19 protein-coding genes are annotated in these 14,703 nt (G+C 69.5%); 17 read left to right on the forward strand and 2 right to left on the reverse strand.

Annotated elements, in window-relative coordinates; genetic code table 11:
- Positions 1-310 precede the first annotated feature (310 nt).
- Positions 311-1,273, forward strand: a complete 963-nt coding sequence (locus IEY98_RS32165; RefSeq protein WP_189214484.1) for a hypothetical protein — start codon at positions 311-313, stop codon at positions 1,271-1,273.
- 49 nt (positions 1,274-1,322) lie between these two features.
- Here IEY98_RS32165 and IEY98_RS32170 read toward each other — a convergent pair whose 3' ends face one another.
- Both IEY98_RS32170 and IEY98_RS32175 read right to left on the reverse strand, forming a co-directional pair.
- Positions 1,323-1,880 (reverse strand): GNAT family N-acetyltransferase, encoded by a 558-nt coding sequence (locus IEY98_RS32170; protein WP_189214485.1) that lies wholly within the window; start codon positions 1,878-1,880, stop codon positions 1,323-1,325.
- Complete coding sequence (locus IEY98_RS32175) at positions 1,870-2,670, reverse strand: GntR family transcriptional regulator (protein ID WP_189214486.1); 801 nt, start codon at positions 2,668-2,670, stop codon at positions 1,870-1,872. Before IEY98_RS32175 ends, IEY98_RS32170 begins: the two co-directional genes overlap by 11 nt.
- A gap of 150 nt (positions 2,671-2,820) precedes the next feature.
- On the opposite strand from IEY98_RS32175, the gene IEY98_RS32180 reads away from it, so the two are divergent.
- From IEY98_RS32180 to IEY98_RS32255, 16 genes are all read left to right on the forward strand, one after another.
- A complete protein-coding gene (locus tag IEY98_RS32180) occupies positions 2,821-3,042 on the forward strand; it encodes a hypothetical protein (RefSeq protein ID WP_189214487.1) in 222 nt (73 codons plus the stop codon).
- Positions 3,043-3,107: 65 nt separating this feature from the next.
- A complete protein-coding gene (locus IEY98_RS32185) occupies positions 3,108-3,431 on the forward strand; it encodes an RRQRL motif-containing zinc-binding protein (protein ID WP_229787864.1) in 324 nt (107 codons plus the stop codon).
- Between the two features lie 104 nt (positions 3,432-3,535).
- Positions 3,536-4,471 (forward strand): hypothetical protein, encoded by a 936-nt coding sequence (locus IEY98_RS32190; RefSeq protein ID WP_189214488.1) that lies wholly within the window; start codon positions 3,536-3,538, stop codon positions 4,469-4,471.
- Positions 4,468-4,620 carry a hypothetical protein gene (locus IEY98_RS32195; RefSeq protein ID WP_189214489.1) on the forward strand — a complete coding sequence of 51 codons (153 nt, stop codon included), beginning with the start codon at positions 4,468-4,470 and terminating at the stop codon, positions 4,618-4,620. Before IEY98_RS32190 ends, IEY98_RS32195 begins: the two co-directional genes overlap by 4 nt.
- The gene (locus tag IEY98_RS32200) at positions 4,620-4,838 is read left to right on the forward strand and encodes a hypothetical protein (protein ID WP_189214490.1); all 219 of its coding nucleotides are present in this window, start codon (positions 4,620-4,622) and stop codon (positions 4,836-4,838) included. Before IEY98_RS32195 ends, IEY98_RS32200 begins: the two co-directional genes overlap by 1 nt.
- Positions 4,838-5,044, forward strand: a complete 207-nt coding sequence (locus IEY98_RS32205) for a hypothetical protein (RefSeq protein ID WP_189214491.1) — start codon at positions 4,838-4,840, stop codon at positions 5,042-5,044. Before IEY98_RS32200 ends, IEY98_RS32205 begins: the two co-directional genes overlap by 1 nt.
- Positions 5,041-5,295 (forward strand): hypothetical protein, encoded by a 255-nt coding sequence (locus IEY98_RS32210; protein WP_189214492.1) that lies wholly within the window; start codon positions 5,041-5,043, stop codon positions 5,293-5,295. Before IEY98_RS32205 ends, IEY98_RS32210 begins: the two co-directional genes overlap by 4 nt.
- Positions 5,292-5,465: a hypothetical protein gene (locus IEY98_RS32215; protein WP_189214493.1), complete on the forward strand. Its 174-nt coding sequence runs from the start codon at positions 5,292-5,294 to the stop codon at positions 5,463-5,465. The genes IEY98_RS32210 and IEY98_RS32215 overlap by 4 nt, the downstream gene beginning before the upstream one ends.
- Positions 5,462-6,595: a hypothetical protein gene (locus IEY98_RS32220; RefSeq protein WP_189214494.1), complete on the forward strand. Its 1,134-nt coding sequence runs from the start codon at positions 5,462-5,464 to the stop codon at positions 6,593-6,595. The genes IEY98_RS32215 and IEY98_RS32220 overlap by 4 nt, the downstream gene beginning before the upstream one ends.
- Positions 6,592-8,826 carry an FtsK/SpoIIIE domain-containing protein gene (locus tag IEY98_RS32225; protein WP_189214495.1) on the forward strand — a complete coding sequence of 745 codons (2,235 nt, stop codon included), beginning with the start codon at positions 6,592-6,594 and terminating at the stop codon, positions 8,824-8,826. The genes IEY98_RS32220 and IEY98_RS32225 overlap by 4 nt, the downstream gene beginning before the upstream one ends.
- A gap of 292 nt (positions 8,827-9,118) precedes the next feature.
- Complete coding sequence (locus IEY98_RS32230; RefSeq protein WP_189214496.1) at positions 9,119-10,024, forward strand: hypothetical protein; 906 nt, start codon at positions 9,119-9,121, stop codon at positions 10,022-10,024.
- Positions 10,025-10,116: 92 nt separating this feature from the next.
- Entirely contained in the window at positions 10,117-11,016 is a 900-nt protein-coding gene (locus tag IEY98_RS32235; RefSeq protein ID WP_189214497.1) for a bifunctional DNA primase/polymerase, read from the forward strand.
- Positions 11,013-11,861: a deazapurine DNA modification protein DpdA family protein gene (locus IEY98_RS32240; RefSeq protein WP_229787867.1), complete on the forward strand. Its 849-nt coding sequence runs from the start codon at positions 11,013-11,015 to the stop codon at positions 11,859-11,861. Before IEY98_RS32235 ends, IEY98_RS32240 begins: the two co-directional genes overlap by 4 nt.
- Positions 11,862-11,935: 74 nt before the next feature.
- Positions 11,936-12,889, forward strand: a complete 954-nt coding sequence (locus tag IEY98_RS32245) for an AAA family ATPase (protein WP_229787869.1) — start codon at positions 11,936-11,938, stop codon at positions 12,887-12,889.
- Between the two features lie 44 nt (positions 12,890-12,933).
- A complete protein-coding gene (locus IEY98_RS32995) occupies positions 12,934-13,218 on the forward strand; it encodes a helix-turn-helix transcriptional regulator (RefSeq protein ID WP_189214502.1) in 285 nt (94 codons plus the stop codon).
- Positions 13,218-14,591 (forward strand): tyrosine-type recombinase/integrase, encoded by a 1,374-nt coding sequence (locus IEY98_RS32255; RefSeq protein WP_189214499.1) that lies wholly within the window; start codon positions 13,218-13,220, stop codon positions 14,589-14,591. Before IEY98_RS32995 ends, IEY98_RS32255 begins: the two co-directional genes overlap by 1 nt.
- Positions 14,592-14,703: the final 112 nt, after the last annotated feature.

A 14,703-nucleotide genomic window follows, 5' to 3' on the forward strand; every position in this document is an offset into this window, starting at 1 on the left:
ACACCTTTGCGCGCCGCTCTACTGCGGTGCCGCATCCCACCAGCCCGTTCTAGTAACCCCCCCATATCGCCTAGGTCGCGCTATCCACCTGCTTGCACGCTTGGTGCAGTGGAGCTGCACCAAGCGCACCCCCTCGGGGGCATGCGAGGACAAGAGAGAAGGGGATCTTCGGCTCCGGCTTGTCTCCGAGCCAACGAGGGGCACTGAACCCACGTACTAAGGCGTGATGTACGGGTGTTACGGGTTGTTCGGCGTTCACCCAGTTTGGGCAGGGACTTGTAATCGTTGCACCGCTGGCTAGGGTTAGCACGTGACGGGTCCGAATGACTTTCTAACGGCCATGGCAGGTTCCACGGCTGGCATGGTCGCCATCGTTGGTGGTTTTTTGGTAAGTCGGTTCGTGGGAATGGAGAGTGAACAGCAAACTCTTCGACGCTTGGTGGGCGACGCGACCGCGCGAGTCGAATTGGCTAGAGCTCGGGAGGAGGAGGCTCGTGAGAGTCATTATAGAAAAGAAGCTGACGAACTGTTCAATGATCATGCTGTGCTGGAAAAGATAATAAGGGGAGAGTCTGATCTGGCGGAGCTCATCAGAGTTGCGAATATCTATGTGGATGCGCCAGATGACTACTTGGCGACGGTTCTAGCGTCAGTGAAGTCCGAGGCTGGGGCGGCGCTTGAGAAGATCCGACCCTACGCGCAAGATTCCGCCAAAACTCTGAACCAATTGCGAGATGAATCTGATTGGGAGTCCTTTCGCGTGGCTCGCCTAAAAGATGTGACGATCCGTCGAGAAGCGGCATGGGAGGTCGTACACAAACTGCTATACAAGGTTGCGATAGCTAAGAAAAAGCGGGCCGCCTCGAGGTCGGGTGGGTTCGGCTTTGTTGATCCTATCGACATTGCCATTTCCGGGATCGAGCCAGCTTGGATCGTCGCCCGACGTGCACGGTTAAGGGATGAAAGAATTGGAGAGTTGCAACGGGCAGGCCAGCATTTGGCTGACTTGGAGGAGGAGCGCAGGCGTTACGTCAACCAATATTACGCGCTGGGTAGGCCTAAGGCCGTATTGTATTCTGGTCTCGTTGTTTTGCTCTACTACTCTATCGTGGGTCTCGCGCTTCCGATATACTATCTGAGTGTTGGCCCCGATGTTTTCACGCCAGCGGTCAAGTCTCTCCTGTGGTGGTTTCTATCGGGTTTAGCGGCGTTTGCTATCTATCTGATAATTGTTGCCAGGAGGGTGACGCGAGTGCGAAACCTGAATCTCTGATGCCAGCCGACGCTGCGCCGCCTCAGCTGCGGGAGGAAGGGCGCGCGCGTTAGTCCGTCGCGGGTCGTTGCATGAGGGTGCCCGAGCCACGGATTCGGCCGGGTACGGTCGGGTCAGGGGCTAACACTTCACCGACGCGCACGAACCCGCGCCGTTCGTAGTAGTCGCGTAGTGCGGGATTGAGCCGGTGAATGTCGATTCGCAGCCACTTTTTGCCCCGTCGCCCAGCCTCGCGCGCGGCCCAGTCGAGAATTCGGCCACCAGCGTTAGAGCCGTTTGCGGAACGAGTCACGGCCATCCGGAACAAGTAGAGCGCATTCTCGGTTCCGTCCGGCCAGCCATGAGCGAATTCCGGGTCCGCTTGTTCCGTCAAGGTGAAGGTGCCGATGGCCTCACCTGACGTATCGAACGCGAGGAACGTAAGCCCTCTATCGACATAAGACTTTATTCTCTCCATCCGCCAAGTTGCATCTTTGGTGAAAGACGACGGCCACTGATTGATGCCGCGTGCCTGCAACCAGGCCGCAGCTTCGTCAAGCAGGGAGAGCACGGCCGGCAGCTCATCAGAACGCGCGGGTCGGACTGTAAGGCTCCCGTCATCGGTCATCATTGGCACCTTTGCTGTCTTCGTCGTGACCGACAGGAAGCTCGTAGCGTACGAATTGCCGATCGCCAGCGAACACGCTGACGAGCACGCGAATTCGCCGCCCGGTGTCATCAATTCCGATCCTGGCGTGCTCTCCTACCGGTGTGCCCGCTGGGAGAGCAAGTAGGGTGACTTCCTCATCGCGGGGCATGCGCGCCCGAATCTCGTCTACGAACTTAGCCTGACGGATTCCGATACTCCGGATGATTCCGCCCGGCATCGTGATGTCTCGCTCCAACAGGAGTGGTGCCACGCCGTCAACGGTCCGGTTCGCCACGTCTTCTGGAAACCAGGAATCCGCGACCATGACAGGAATCCACTCGATACCTGGCGCTTTGCGTACCGACCGGATGCGCCGCCGACGCACAACGCGCGTGTCCGGCTCCATGTCAAGCCAGCGTGCCACGTCGGCTGTGGCCGCCCTGGTTGTCACGGTCACCTGCTGGCGACCCTCCCACCCTTGGTGCTCTACGTCGTTGAGCCACTGGTCAACGCCGCGGACTGCGTCGTCGCGGTAACCGAGCTCGAACTTGGAGGCGTCGAAGTGGATTGAGAGGGTCTGCCGAACAGTCCTGCCTAGGCTGCCCGCCCCGGCTGTCACGAGCCCAGCTTGCTCCAATCGGGTGAGAGCGGTGCGGGCGGTAGAGCGGGCGACACCGTAGGTTTCCGCTAGCTCACGCTCTGCTGGCACCTGTTCGCCAGCCTTGTATTTTCCCTGCTCAATGGCCTCGCGTAGCTCGTTGTAGATCACTTGCCACCGGGTCCGCGCGTCCACTCGGGCCGCCTCTCCTGAGCCGTTTTGGTTCGCTTGGATCGTACCAAGTGCTTGCACGACGCGCGCCGTGGTGCGTATGGTCCGTACCAAGCGGACCAAAGAGGTTCGCGGATCGGAGAAGCGACAGTGAACGCCCCTCACTACCCCGATGGCCTCACCGAGGAGGTCATCGACCGGCTGTTGGCGGAGGTGGACGCATCCGTCAAGCCGGTGCGTCGGCCGACCTCGCCGTTCGCCCTGCGTCCGCTGGACCTGCGCCGGGAGCGGCGGCAGGTCACCCGCAACGCCGTTCGGATCGTGCGGGAGTTGCAGCAGCAGCGCGTTGCGTTCCCCGGCCGGGCCGCGTGATGTCCGCCCGGGTGGTTCGTCTGCCGTGGAACGGCCAGTTCTGGCCGGGCCGTGTGGTGGACGGTGTGCCGACGTTCGGGTTCCGGTCGGCCCCGCCTGGTCTGGCGACGCGGCGGCAGCTGCGGGAACGCGGTCTGTGCCCGGGTGGGCAGGACTGGGTCGCGCAGCTCAAGTGGCGTCGCGGGCGACGGTGGGCCGCGCTGTACCGGCTGGACCTGGCGCAGCCGTCGCCGGGTGCGACCACGGCGCAGCTTGTCTCGCTGGAGAAGGCGCAGCGGGTGCTGCGCACGTGCACCGAGTGCGGCCGGATCGCGCCGTACCGGTTGCCGCGGTTCAACGGCCGCCGCTGCTGGCCGTGCGACTCCTCGCACGACGGCGAGGCCGCCTGATGACCACCAACCAGAGCATCAGCCCCCGGACCGACGGGCGTTCTTGGCGGAAGGACCGCCGGGCCGGGGTTCCCAACCACCACGTGAGCAGTGGAGAGGTACTGATGGTATCGGCACGGATCACCTCCGGGAACTTCCCGACGCCGTATCTGGCGTTGCGGGCCGGGGTCGACCAGGAGCAGGTGAGCGCGTTCGCCGATGAGCAGGCGGACGCGGCGCGGATGCTGTTCTGGCGGTTGCAGATGGATGTGACGCCGGACGCGACCGCGCGGGAGCGGTGCGCGGCGGTCGCGGCGACGTATGAGCGGGCGTTGGCCTGGCGCTACGCGCTGGCTCGGCGGGGTGCGATCGTGGGCGGGGTCGGCAACGTCGGCGCGGACGCCGAGCGGTTCCGCACGCCGATCACCGACGACTCGCCGAACCTGGACCGGATCGGCAGGGTCGGCAGGTTCTACGAGGGCGCGCGGTGGGACGCGGAGACGCTGACCTACGTCGGCGGGGTCGACACCCGCGCCGCCCGCATCACCGAAGCCTACGGGCGGGCCGCCCTGGCGCGCTTCGCCGCCGAGTGCCCCGGCGGCGAGGTGTTGGACAACGTCGTCACCCTCCCGGACGGCGCCCGGGTCACCGGCAACCGGCTCATCCGCGGCGAGACCGCGCGGCGGGCCGGGGCGGAACTGGCTGAACGGGTGACCGCCCGCGGCCTGGACGCCTCCCGCATGGAGATCGGCGGCGACCCGATCTATGTGGTGACCGCGACCAGCCGCGACCGGGCGGTGATCCGGGAGGCCGCGCTGCGGCTGCTGGCCACCGCCGAACCGGGGGATGAGCAGGCGTGGTGGCAGGCGTCCTACCTGCTGCACCAGGCCCCCACCTACAAGAAGGGCAGCGACGCGGTGACCCGCGTGTTCCGGGTCGCCGTCGGGGCGTGGCTGCTCGGTTACGCCCCCACCCTGGACCAGGACACCGACCTGCGGTGCATGGTGCTCGGGCAGACCGCCGCCACCACCCTCCCCCACGTGTGCGGGGGTGCGGCATGACCCCGAGCCCGACCACCAACGGCGGCGCGTTGCCGCCGGTCCCGCGCGGCCTGGCGGAGGACTTCACCGCCGGGGCCTGCACCTGCACCGGCCGCCTGCACGTCTACGGCTCGCCCGAGTGCGCCGACGCCGCGGGAGGTGAGCGGTGATGAGCCTGCTGCGCGAGATCGGCGAGGTCATGACCGCACGGCCCACCCCGGCCGCCCCGCCGGACGTGGTCGCCGACTGGTTCGACCGCAAGGCCGACCTGTTGGACGCCATCGCCGCTGACACCGGCACCACCCCCGCCCAGGCCGCCCACGCCGCCCAGTGCGCGACCGCGGCCCGCGTCCACGCCCACGAACTGCGTCACGGAGGTGACCACTGATGGCCAAAGAGCGATTCATCATGCACATCGAGGCCGAACGCCACTGGTGGCGCGGCGTGTCCACCACGCTGTGCGGGCTGACGTTCAAGGTCGAGCAGAGCAGCATCTTCGGGCTGCACCTAAACCCCGAGTGCCCGACCTGCAAGCGGCTGGCCAAGCAGCGCAAGCAGGACAAGAAGGCCGCCCGCAAGGGAGGTCGGCGATGAACGCGTTGGCGATGGTGGTGGTGCTGCTGGCCCTGGTGGGCGCGGTGTTGCTGTGGAAGGTGCTGCTGGTGGCCGCCGGGATCGGCGGGGCGCAGTGGCTGCTGGTGTCCATCGTGGACAGCCCGCCGGTTCAGGTGTTGGCGTTCGGGGTGCCCGCGCTGTTGCTGGCCCTGGTGCTCTCCCGTGGACTGCCGATCCGGCCGCGTCTGTCGCTGCCGCGCGCCGAGCGGGCGGGGGTGAGCGTCCGATGAGTGGCATCCAGGTGCATCGGGGAAAGGTCTCGTGGTGGGACGGCAGCGTCACCACCTTGTGCGGGATCAAGTGGAGCAAGCAGGAGGCCAAGGCCCGCCGGGTCACGACGTGGTTCTCGAAGCTGACGTGTCCGGCGTGCATCGCCGCGCTGAAGGGGGGCAAGCGATGAGCACTTGGCAGCAGGAGCGGCGCGCCGACAAGGCCGCGGCCGCCGAGCAGCGTCGGGCCGACCAGGACGCCGCCGCCCAGCGGCGCCGGGCCGACGCCGAGGCCGCCGCGCGGCTGCGGCGGGAGAACCAGGCGGCGCGGAAGCGGCTGCGCACCGAGGCCACCGCCGCCCGCGCCGCCCAGCGCGCGGCCCGTCGCGCCGCGTTGGCCGGGTGGGTGCGGGCGAACGTGCTGGACCTGATGTTCGTTCCGGTCATCGTCATCCCTGCCGTGCTGGCGTGGCCCGCGATGGCCGCCTACGGGCGTGAGGTGTTCGGCGGGTGGGGTGTGCTGCTGCCCGGGTTCACCGAGGGCTGTATGTGGGTGTTCGCGTTCGCCGTCGCGATGGCCGCCCGCGCCGAGCGCCCCACGTTCTGGCTTCAGGCCGGGGTGTGGGTGTCGGCGGCGATGGCCGCGGCGATGAACTACGCCCACGGCGCGCAGCAGAGCCCGGCGCACGGTGTGGTGATGGCGCTGGTGTCCGTCGGCGGGGTGATCGTGCACCAGTTGGTGGCCGCCCGCCCGCCCAGGCCGCGCCGCACCCGCGCCGAGCGTGACGCAGCCCGCGTCGCCGCGCGGGCACGGCGACGGGTGCTCACGGTGCGCCTGGCCGCCGTCCGTGACGCCGCCGCCCAGGTGACGGCGACGGGGGACGCGACACTGGTGTTCCGCCCCCGCACCGTGCGCGCGGCCCGCCGGTTCGGGCGGGTGCGGCTGCTCGACACCGCCGTTCCCGGGCTGCCGGTCGCCGCGCTCCCGGAGGTCGACCCGGCCGCCGACGCGCTCGCCGCGGAGATCGGCGAGTACCTGTCCGCCCTGCCCGCGCCGCCTGCGGGCGGGAACGGCGGGAACACCCCGGGAACAGCGCATACGCCCACCCCGCTGCCCACGCTGACCGACCGCGCCGCGCAGCGCGTTCCCGGCCTGGTCGCCCGCGCCCGCGCCGCGATCGACGCCGGGAAGCTCCCGCCGCGCCCGACCCGCGTGCAGGTGCAGAAGCTGCTGCGCTGCCGCGCCGAGGTGGCCATCGTGGTCACCCACATCCTCACCGACGACCGCGGCGACACCACCGGACAGGGGGTCCCGGCATGAGCGTCCACCACGACGAGTACGACGACGACCGGGGCGGTGCCGAGGTGATCCCGCTGCGCGGCCCGGCGGGGGACACGACCGGCCCGGTGGTGTCCGGTGAGCTGGTCTCCGAGGAGGAGTCCGCGGCGCTGGACCGCCGCCTGGCCGCCCAACGCGCCCGCAACGCCGCGGGCGTGGTGGTGCGGGTGGTGCGGGTCGGGGTGACCCACGAGCGCACCCGCCGGGCCGGGCGGGCGGTGATGCGCAACGCCGGGTACGCCATCGCCGGGTCGCGCATCCGCCGTGCGGAGCGCCGCGCCCGGCGCAAGCACCTGGACTTGGAGCAGGCCATCACCACGCTGCGGCTCAACGCCAAGTCCGCCGAGGACTTCCACACCCTGCGCGGCCTGGAGGAGGTGTTGGAGGCGCGCAAGAACGGCGCCGCCGAGCGCAACCGCCGCAAGCGCATCGAGGTCCTGTACTGGTCCGGTGGCGTGGCCATCGTGTTCGTCACCGGTCACGTGGTCGTGCTCGGGCACGCCGCGGTGGAGTCCATGCTGGGGGCCGGTTCGCTCATCGACCGGTGGAACTCCACTGTGGAGTTCTGGGCCGCTGTGGTCGACGCGTCCCCGGTCGGCTCGTACTGGTGGGCATGGGCCACCGCCGGAGCTATCACGTGGTTGGCGCGGGTGATCCCGGCCGGGCGTGACCGCGGCACGCTGCCGGTGTGGGCCGCTCCGGCCGAACCGGTCGCCGCCGACGGGCGCAGCATCATCCCCGACGAGTCCGCCGTGCTCGGGGCACTGCGCCACCTGGGCGGACTCCCGGCGCTGCGGCAGGCGTTCAAGGAAGGGTGGGGGTCGTCGGTCACCCCGACCTGGGTGGAGCCGCCGCACCGCGACGGCAAGGGCTGGCGCATGCAGCTCGTGCTGCCCCGCGGCGTGCCGGTGGAGGAGATCGTGCGCCGCAAGACCGTGCTCGCCCACAACCTGGTGCGGCTGCCCGTGGAGGTGTGGCCCAGCGAGCCCAAGAGCAAGCCCGGTGTGCTGGACCTGTGGGTCGCCGACCAGGGCGCGCTGTCCGGGCCGGTGGAGCCGTGGCCGCTGCTGGAGGAGGGCAGCACCGACTACTTCACCGGCGTCCCGCTCGGGGTGAACATCCGCGGCGAGATCGTCCACGGGCGCCTGTCGGAGACCAACTACGCCGTCGCCGGGGTGATGGGCTCGGGCAAGTCCACCCTGATCATCACCCTGTTGGCCGGGGCCATCCTCGATCCGCTGGTGGACGTGGACGTGTTCGTCTTGGCGCAGAATGCCGACTACGACCCGATGCGCCCGCGGCTGCGGACGCTGCGCACCGGGGCCGACGAGGACACCGTCGCGGCGTGCGTGGCCACCCTCCGCGCGCTCTACGAAGAGTTGGAGACGCGCGGCAGGGCGCTCAAGGAGCACGGGGAACGGGCGGTGACCCGCAAACTCGCCGCCAAGGACGGAAGGCTGCGCCCGCGCATCGTGGTCGTGGACGAGTGCCAGGCGCTGTTCATGAACGCCGACCACGGCGAGGCCGCCGCCGACATCACCGTCAAGCTCATCTCGGCGGCCCGCAAGTACGGCATCACCCTCGTGTTCGCCACCCCCGAGGCATCGACGGACTCGTTGCCGCGCAAGGTCATGGCCGTCATCTCGTGCAAGGCGTGCTTCGCCATCGGCGACCAGCAGTCCAACGACGCCGTACTCGGCACCGGCAGCTACAAGGCCGGTATCTCCGCGGTCTCGCTGGAACCCAAGACCGCCGAAGGCCCCGGCGACATCGGCACCGCCATGGTGCGCGGCATCATGGCCAAACCCGGCCTGCTGCGGTCGTTCTACCTCCGCAAAGGCGACGGCATCGACGAGGTGACACCCGTCGTGGAACGCGCCCTGGCGCTGCGGGCCGACCAGCCCGCGCCCGCCGACGACGAGGGCGATCAGGCCGCGGCGGTGGACTTCCTCGCCGACCTCGCCCACGTCCTGGGCGGCGAGAAGCGCATGCGCACCGTCCTGGTGCTGCGGGCACTGACCGAGCACAACCCCGCCCACTACGGCGACTGGACCACCAAGACCTTCGCCGCCGCCCTTGAGGACATCGACGTCCCCATCCGCCGCAGCGACGGCCAGAGCGTCATCCGCGCCGACGACATCACCACCGCCATCACCGAACGTGACCAACCCGGCGACGGCGAGGACACCATCGGGCACCTCGACAGCGCCTAGCGACCACCGCCACCGGGGCAGGGAAGCAGGCAGGGAAGCGCACAGCGGCAGGGATTTTCCCCTGACACCTTCCCTGCCCTCCCTTCCCTGCCCCCAACAGCCACGACACCACACAGGGAAGATCAACAAAGCGCAGGTCGGACCTGCGGAAACCCGCCCAAGCGCGGCCCGTGCGCCCCTGTCCGACCTTCCCTGAACCCCTCTCGCCCCACGCCGCGGCGCACCACCCCGCCGCCCACCGACCACACCCACCCGCCGTCACACACCGTGACTGGATCGTAGGGGACACGACATGTGCCGCAGCCACCGCCGCTGCCCCAGCAGCAGCAACCGCGCCCGCACCCGCGCCCTCAACACCGCGAACAAGCGGGTCGAGCGCGCCCGCAACGCCCTGCGCACCGCCCGCGCCGCCGGTGACCCCGACGGCATCGCCGCCGCTGAACAGCGCCTCACCGCCGCCCAGACCGACCGCGAACGGGTGGCCGCCGCCCACCCGCTGCCACAGGACAGGGGACACGACATCACCGGCGACAACAACACCGACCGCCCCGCCCCCGCCCGTCACGGCGAGGACCAGCGACCCGACACCACCACGCCCGACGCATCCGCGACCGCCGACCCGGTCGCCGCCGCCGAGGACCGGGTGCGGCGCGCCCACGAGCTGTACCAGGCTGCCCGGGCGGCAGGCGACAGTGAGGCGGCCCGGGCCGCCGAACAGGAAGCCGTCGCCGCGCAGATCGCCAAGATGGACGCCCAGTCCCACGCCCGCCGCAGCGCCGCACAGGTTCACGCCACCACCCGTGTGGAGGGACGCGACAACATCACCATCACCGGCCACACCGGCCCCCTCGACCGGCGGGACTGGCAGGCCGACAGCAACGGCAACATCACCATCAACGGTCCCGGCGCCCGCCCCGCCCCCACCGGGCAGCAACCCACGTCCCAGCCGCAGGCCGACCACGCCGAGACCTTGCGCGCTCACATGGAGAACGTGCACGAGCGCGTCGCCGACGCCCAACGCCGCGCCCGCCAGGCCGCCACCGCGTCAGGGGCCGGGGACCACACCGTGGTGACCGGCGACAACCAGGTCACCGTCCACGGCGTCACCGGCGACGTGTCCGTCACCGCCGACCCCGACAACATCCACATCGGACGCGTCACGGGTCAGGTTCGGGTCAACGGCAAGCGCGTCCGATGAACACCCCGCGCCCGCTCCCCGCAGCCCACACAGGGGACACGACAGAACAACGGCGTCCGCAGCGTCCGATGGTTGGAAGGGGACACGACACGATGAGCACGCCGATGCTGTCCGCCGCGCTGGCCGCCGCCGCCCGCGGCTGGCCCGTCTTCCCCATGGTCCCCGGCGGCAAGGCCCCCGCCGTCAAGAACTGGGAGGCCCGCGCCACCCTCGACCCCGACCGCATCCGCCGCTGCTGGTCCGCCGGGCCGTACAACATCGGCATCGCCACCGGCCCCGCCGGACTGGTCGTGGTCGACCTCGACACCGCCAAACCCGACGACGACCCGGCACCGCCGCCGTGGAACACCCCCGGCATCGCCGAAGGGTTGGACGTGCTCGCGGCGCTCGCCGAGCAGGCCGGGCACCCGGTGCCGCTGGACACCTACCTTGTCGGCACCCCGAGCGGCGGGCTGCACCTGTACTTCACCGCCCCGGCGGGCGTCCGGCTGCGCTGCACCGCGGGGGAGCGCGGCAACGGGCTCGGTTGGAAGGTCGATACCCGTGCATGGGGCGGCTGCGTCGCCGCGCCCGGCTCCCTGATCGACGGCCGCCCCTACACCGTCCACCCCGCTCCCGTCGCGCCCCTGCCCGACTGGCTGACCACCCTCCTGACACCCAAGCCGATCCCGGCGGCGCCGGCCGCCCCGATCCCGCTGCGCCACGGCAGCGACCGCCGCGACCGCTACCTGAACAATGCAATCGCCGCCGAAGTCGCCCGCGTCGAAGGTGCCACCAGCGGCGAACGCAACCGCGCCCTCTACGTCGCCGCGTGCGCGCTCGGGCAGCTCGTAGCCGGGGGCGCGCTCACCGAGACCGAGGTCCGCGCCACCCTGCTGCGCGCCGCCGCCGGGCACCTCGCCGTCGGCGCGTACAGCGCCCACACCGCCGAGGGCACCATCACCAGCGGCCTGCGGGCCGGTGCCCGCCGTCCCCGGCAGGTGGCGGCGTGAAGCCCGAGGACTTTCTGATGGGAACTCATCAGACGGGGTGGCTGGAGCACGCGGGGGTGCCGCTGTTCGTCTCCGACACCCGGTTGCGGGAGCGCAAGCGGCTGCCGCGCGCAGCTGCACGGTGGGCCAACGACTCCGGAGGGTTCACCGAGTTGCAGAAGTACGGCAGGTGGACGGTCACGGCGCGGGAGTACGCGTCACGCGTGCGCCGCTACCGTGACGAGATCGGCAACCTGGCGTGGGCCGCGCCGCAGGACTGGATGTGTGAGCCCATCGTCATCAAGGGCGGCCGGGTCGGGCGGCAGGTGTTCGCCGGGACCAAGCTCAGCGTGCTCGAGCACCTGCGCCGCACCCGCGACAACGCCGTAGAACTGTCGATGATCGCCCCTGACCTGCCGTGGGCATGGGCGGTGCAGGGCTACGAGCCCGATGACTACCTGCGCTGCGCCGACATGATCGAAGAAGCGGGCATCGATCTGACCAGTCAACCCCTGGTGCTCGTGGGTTCGATGTGCCGACGTCAAGGCACCGCCGAAGCCCACCGCATCATCCTCGCCCTGCGGGCGCGCGGACTGCGCCGTCTGCACATCCTCGGGGCCAAGATCCTCGGCTTGCGACGCTATGGGCACCTCGTCACCTCATCCGACTCCTTGGCCTGGTCGGCGGATGCGTTCTACGCCGCCCAGAAACACCCCGACAACCGGCTCATCCTGTGCGGCGGCAGCCACCCCAAGGGCGGCAAGAACTGCGCCAACTGCCTGACCTACGCCCTGCAATGGAGAGAACGCGTCCTCGCGACCCTCAACACCACGGCCATGACCAGCAATCTGGGGGTGGCCGCGTGACACCCGCCGTCGTCCGCCCCCTTCGCCCCGACACCCCGCCGCAGCTGCGCACCGCGTGGACCGCCGACGAGCTCATGGCCGCCGACTTCCCCGAACCCAAGTGGGCCGTGCCCGGCGTCATCTGCGAAGGAGTCAACCTCATCGCCGGACCACCGAAGGTCGGCAAATCGTGGCTCAGCCTGGGGCTCGGGCTGGCCATCGCCGGGGGAGAACCCGCGATGGGCAGCATCGCCACCACGGCCGGGCCGGTGCTCTATCTCGCGTTGGAGGACACCGCGCGGCGGTTGCAGTCCCGCATGCGCAAGATGCTCGCGGGCAAACCCGCACCACGCGGGCTCACCCTGGCCACCGAGTGCCCGCCGCTGGCCGACGGGGGAGACAAGGCCATCGCTACATGGCTGGATCGCAACCCGGACGCTCGCATGGTCGTCATCGACGTGTTGGCCAAGGTCCGCGGACACGAGTCCAGCAGCGGCAGCCAGTACGCCGCCGACTACGCCGCCGTCGGCCGGATCAAGCGCATCGCGGATCACTACGGCGTTGCTGTCCTGGTCGTCACCCACGTCCGCAAAGCGGGATCGGATGACTTTCTCCAGACCATCTCCGGCACCAACGGCATCGCGGGTGCCGCAGACGCCGTCCTGGTCCTGGAACGCGGGCGCAACAACGCCGACGGACGACTGCACGTCACCGGCCGCGACGTGGAGGAGAACGAGTACGCGCTGTCCTTCGACCCCGCCCACGGCGCATGGAACCTGCTCGACGGACCCGCCATAGACCACCTCGTCGGCGACACTCGCGCCACCATCCTGCGCTACCTCCGCGAACACCCCGGCACCGCGCCGAAAGCGATCGCTGCAGCGACCGGCCTGTCTTACGACAACGTGAAGCAGACGTGCGCGCGGATGGCCGACGCCGGGCAGCTCACGCGCGACAGCACGGGCCGCTACTTCGTCCCCATGGCCGGTGACAGCGCAGACACCGCCCAACTGTCACCGCTGTCACCCGTGTCACCCGACGCCCTCTGACCAGCACAAACACCGGGTGACACCTGGGAGTGCCGCTGTCACCCATGTCACCGAGGAGGTTCCGATGCGCTTTCGCCGAGTCCGCGCCGATCAGGGCCAGAGTCTGCCGGGCGCCATCCCGGTGCATCGAAGGGACTACCGCATTGAGCGCCGCAAAACCGCTCTCTGTGCAGGACTTCTGTCAGGAAATGGGCATCTCCCGATCCACCTTCTACGAGTGGCGCGCTAAGCAAACCGCGCCCCGATGCATCAAGCTCCCGAACGGGGAGATTCGGATTCGCCGCGCCGAATACGAGCGCTGGCTTAACACTCTCGAAGAGGCTGCCTGATGGACACGTCCTACGACGTCCGCATCTATAAGACCGACGTTTACAAGGGGAAGCGGACCACCACTTATAACGTGCGATGGTCGGTCGGCGGCCGACGCTTCAAAGAGCCGTTCAAGACAACCGCGTTGGCCGAGAGCTTCCGATCGGAGTTGGTGGCGGCAGCCCGCAAGGGAGAGGCGTTCCGTGTGGAGGACGGACAGCCCGTCTCAGCCGCCCGGGCGTCAAAGGAGACGCCGTGGTTCACGCTGGCCTGTGACTTCGCAGACATGAAGTGGCCCAGGTCGGCAGCCACCACGCGTCGCACGCACGCCGAAGCGCTGATGACCGCCACGTTGGCGATGCTCACCAACATAGGCGGGCGGCCGGAGAGCGAGGTGCTGAGGCGCGCACTGGGCCGGTGGGCGTTCAACCCCGTTCTCCGCGACCGAGACGACCGGCCGGAAGACATCGTGCGTGCGCTCGACTGGTTGAAGCGTGGCACGCTGCCGGTTTCCGCGCTCCGAAAGCCCGATATCTTGCGCGCACTTCTCGACGGCTTGACTCGGAAGGTGGACGGAGAGCAGGCCGCTCCGTCGGTTGTGAGTCGGAAGCGCAGGATTATCGGCACGCTCATGGAGTACGCCGTGGAACGCGGCGTGCTGGACGAGAACCCGATTCCCGCGCTGAAGTGGTCCGCGCCGCAGACGTCGCAGGGGATTGACCGCCGTCGGGTGGCCAATCCGGTGCAGGCCCGGACGCTCATCCAGTCGGTGGGGACTCAGCGCCGAAGCGGGCCGCGCCTGGTCGCGTTCTTCGGGTGCCTGTACTACGCGGCACTGCGCCCGGAGGAGGCCGTTGCGTTGAACAAGCACGACCTGTCCCTTCCGGCGGCGGGCTGGGGGACGCTCTACGTCGGACGCGCCGAGCCCTACGCGGGTCGGCACTGGACAGACAGCGGCAAGAACCGCGACGCACGCCAGCTCAAGCAGCGGGCGCGGGGAGAGGTCCGGCCGGTGCCGTCGCCGCCGGAGCTGACCGCACTGCTGCACGCCCACATGAAGCAGTTCGGCACGGCGCCGGACGGGCGGCTGTTCCGCGGTGAGCGCAACGGGGAGGAACTGCCGAAGCTCACCATCATCCGGGCGTGGAAGCGGGCGCGGCTGGAGACCTTCACCCCGGAGGTCGCGGCGACCCCACTGGCGGGCACGCCCTACGACCTGCGGCACGCGGCGGTGTCGACCTGGCTGAACGGGGGCGTGCCCGCGACTACGGTCGCGGAGTGGGCCGGGCACTCGGTAGAGGTCCTGCTGAAGATCTACGCCAAGTGCCTCTACGGCTCGGATGTGCTGACGCAGCAACGCGTACAGGCCGCGCTTGGGCACCGGACGGGGTAGCCGAAACTTCGGCACGTATTAGGCACAGACACCCGCCAACAGCCGTGGACAGCCGGACACGGCCGGACACACACGAAAGCCCGCTGTCAGCGTTTGCGCTGGTCAGCGGGCT

Origin of the sequence: Actinokineospora fastidiosa (assembly GCF_014648415.1) — a bacterium.
Lineage (GTDB): Bacteria > Actinomycetota > Actinomycetes > Mycobacteriales > Pseudonocardiaceae > Actinokineospora > Actinokineospora fastidiosa.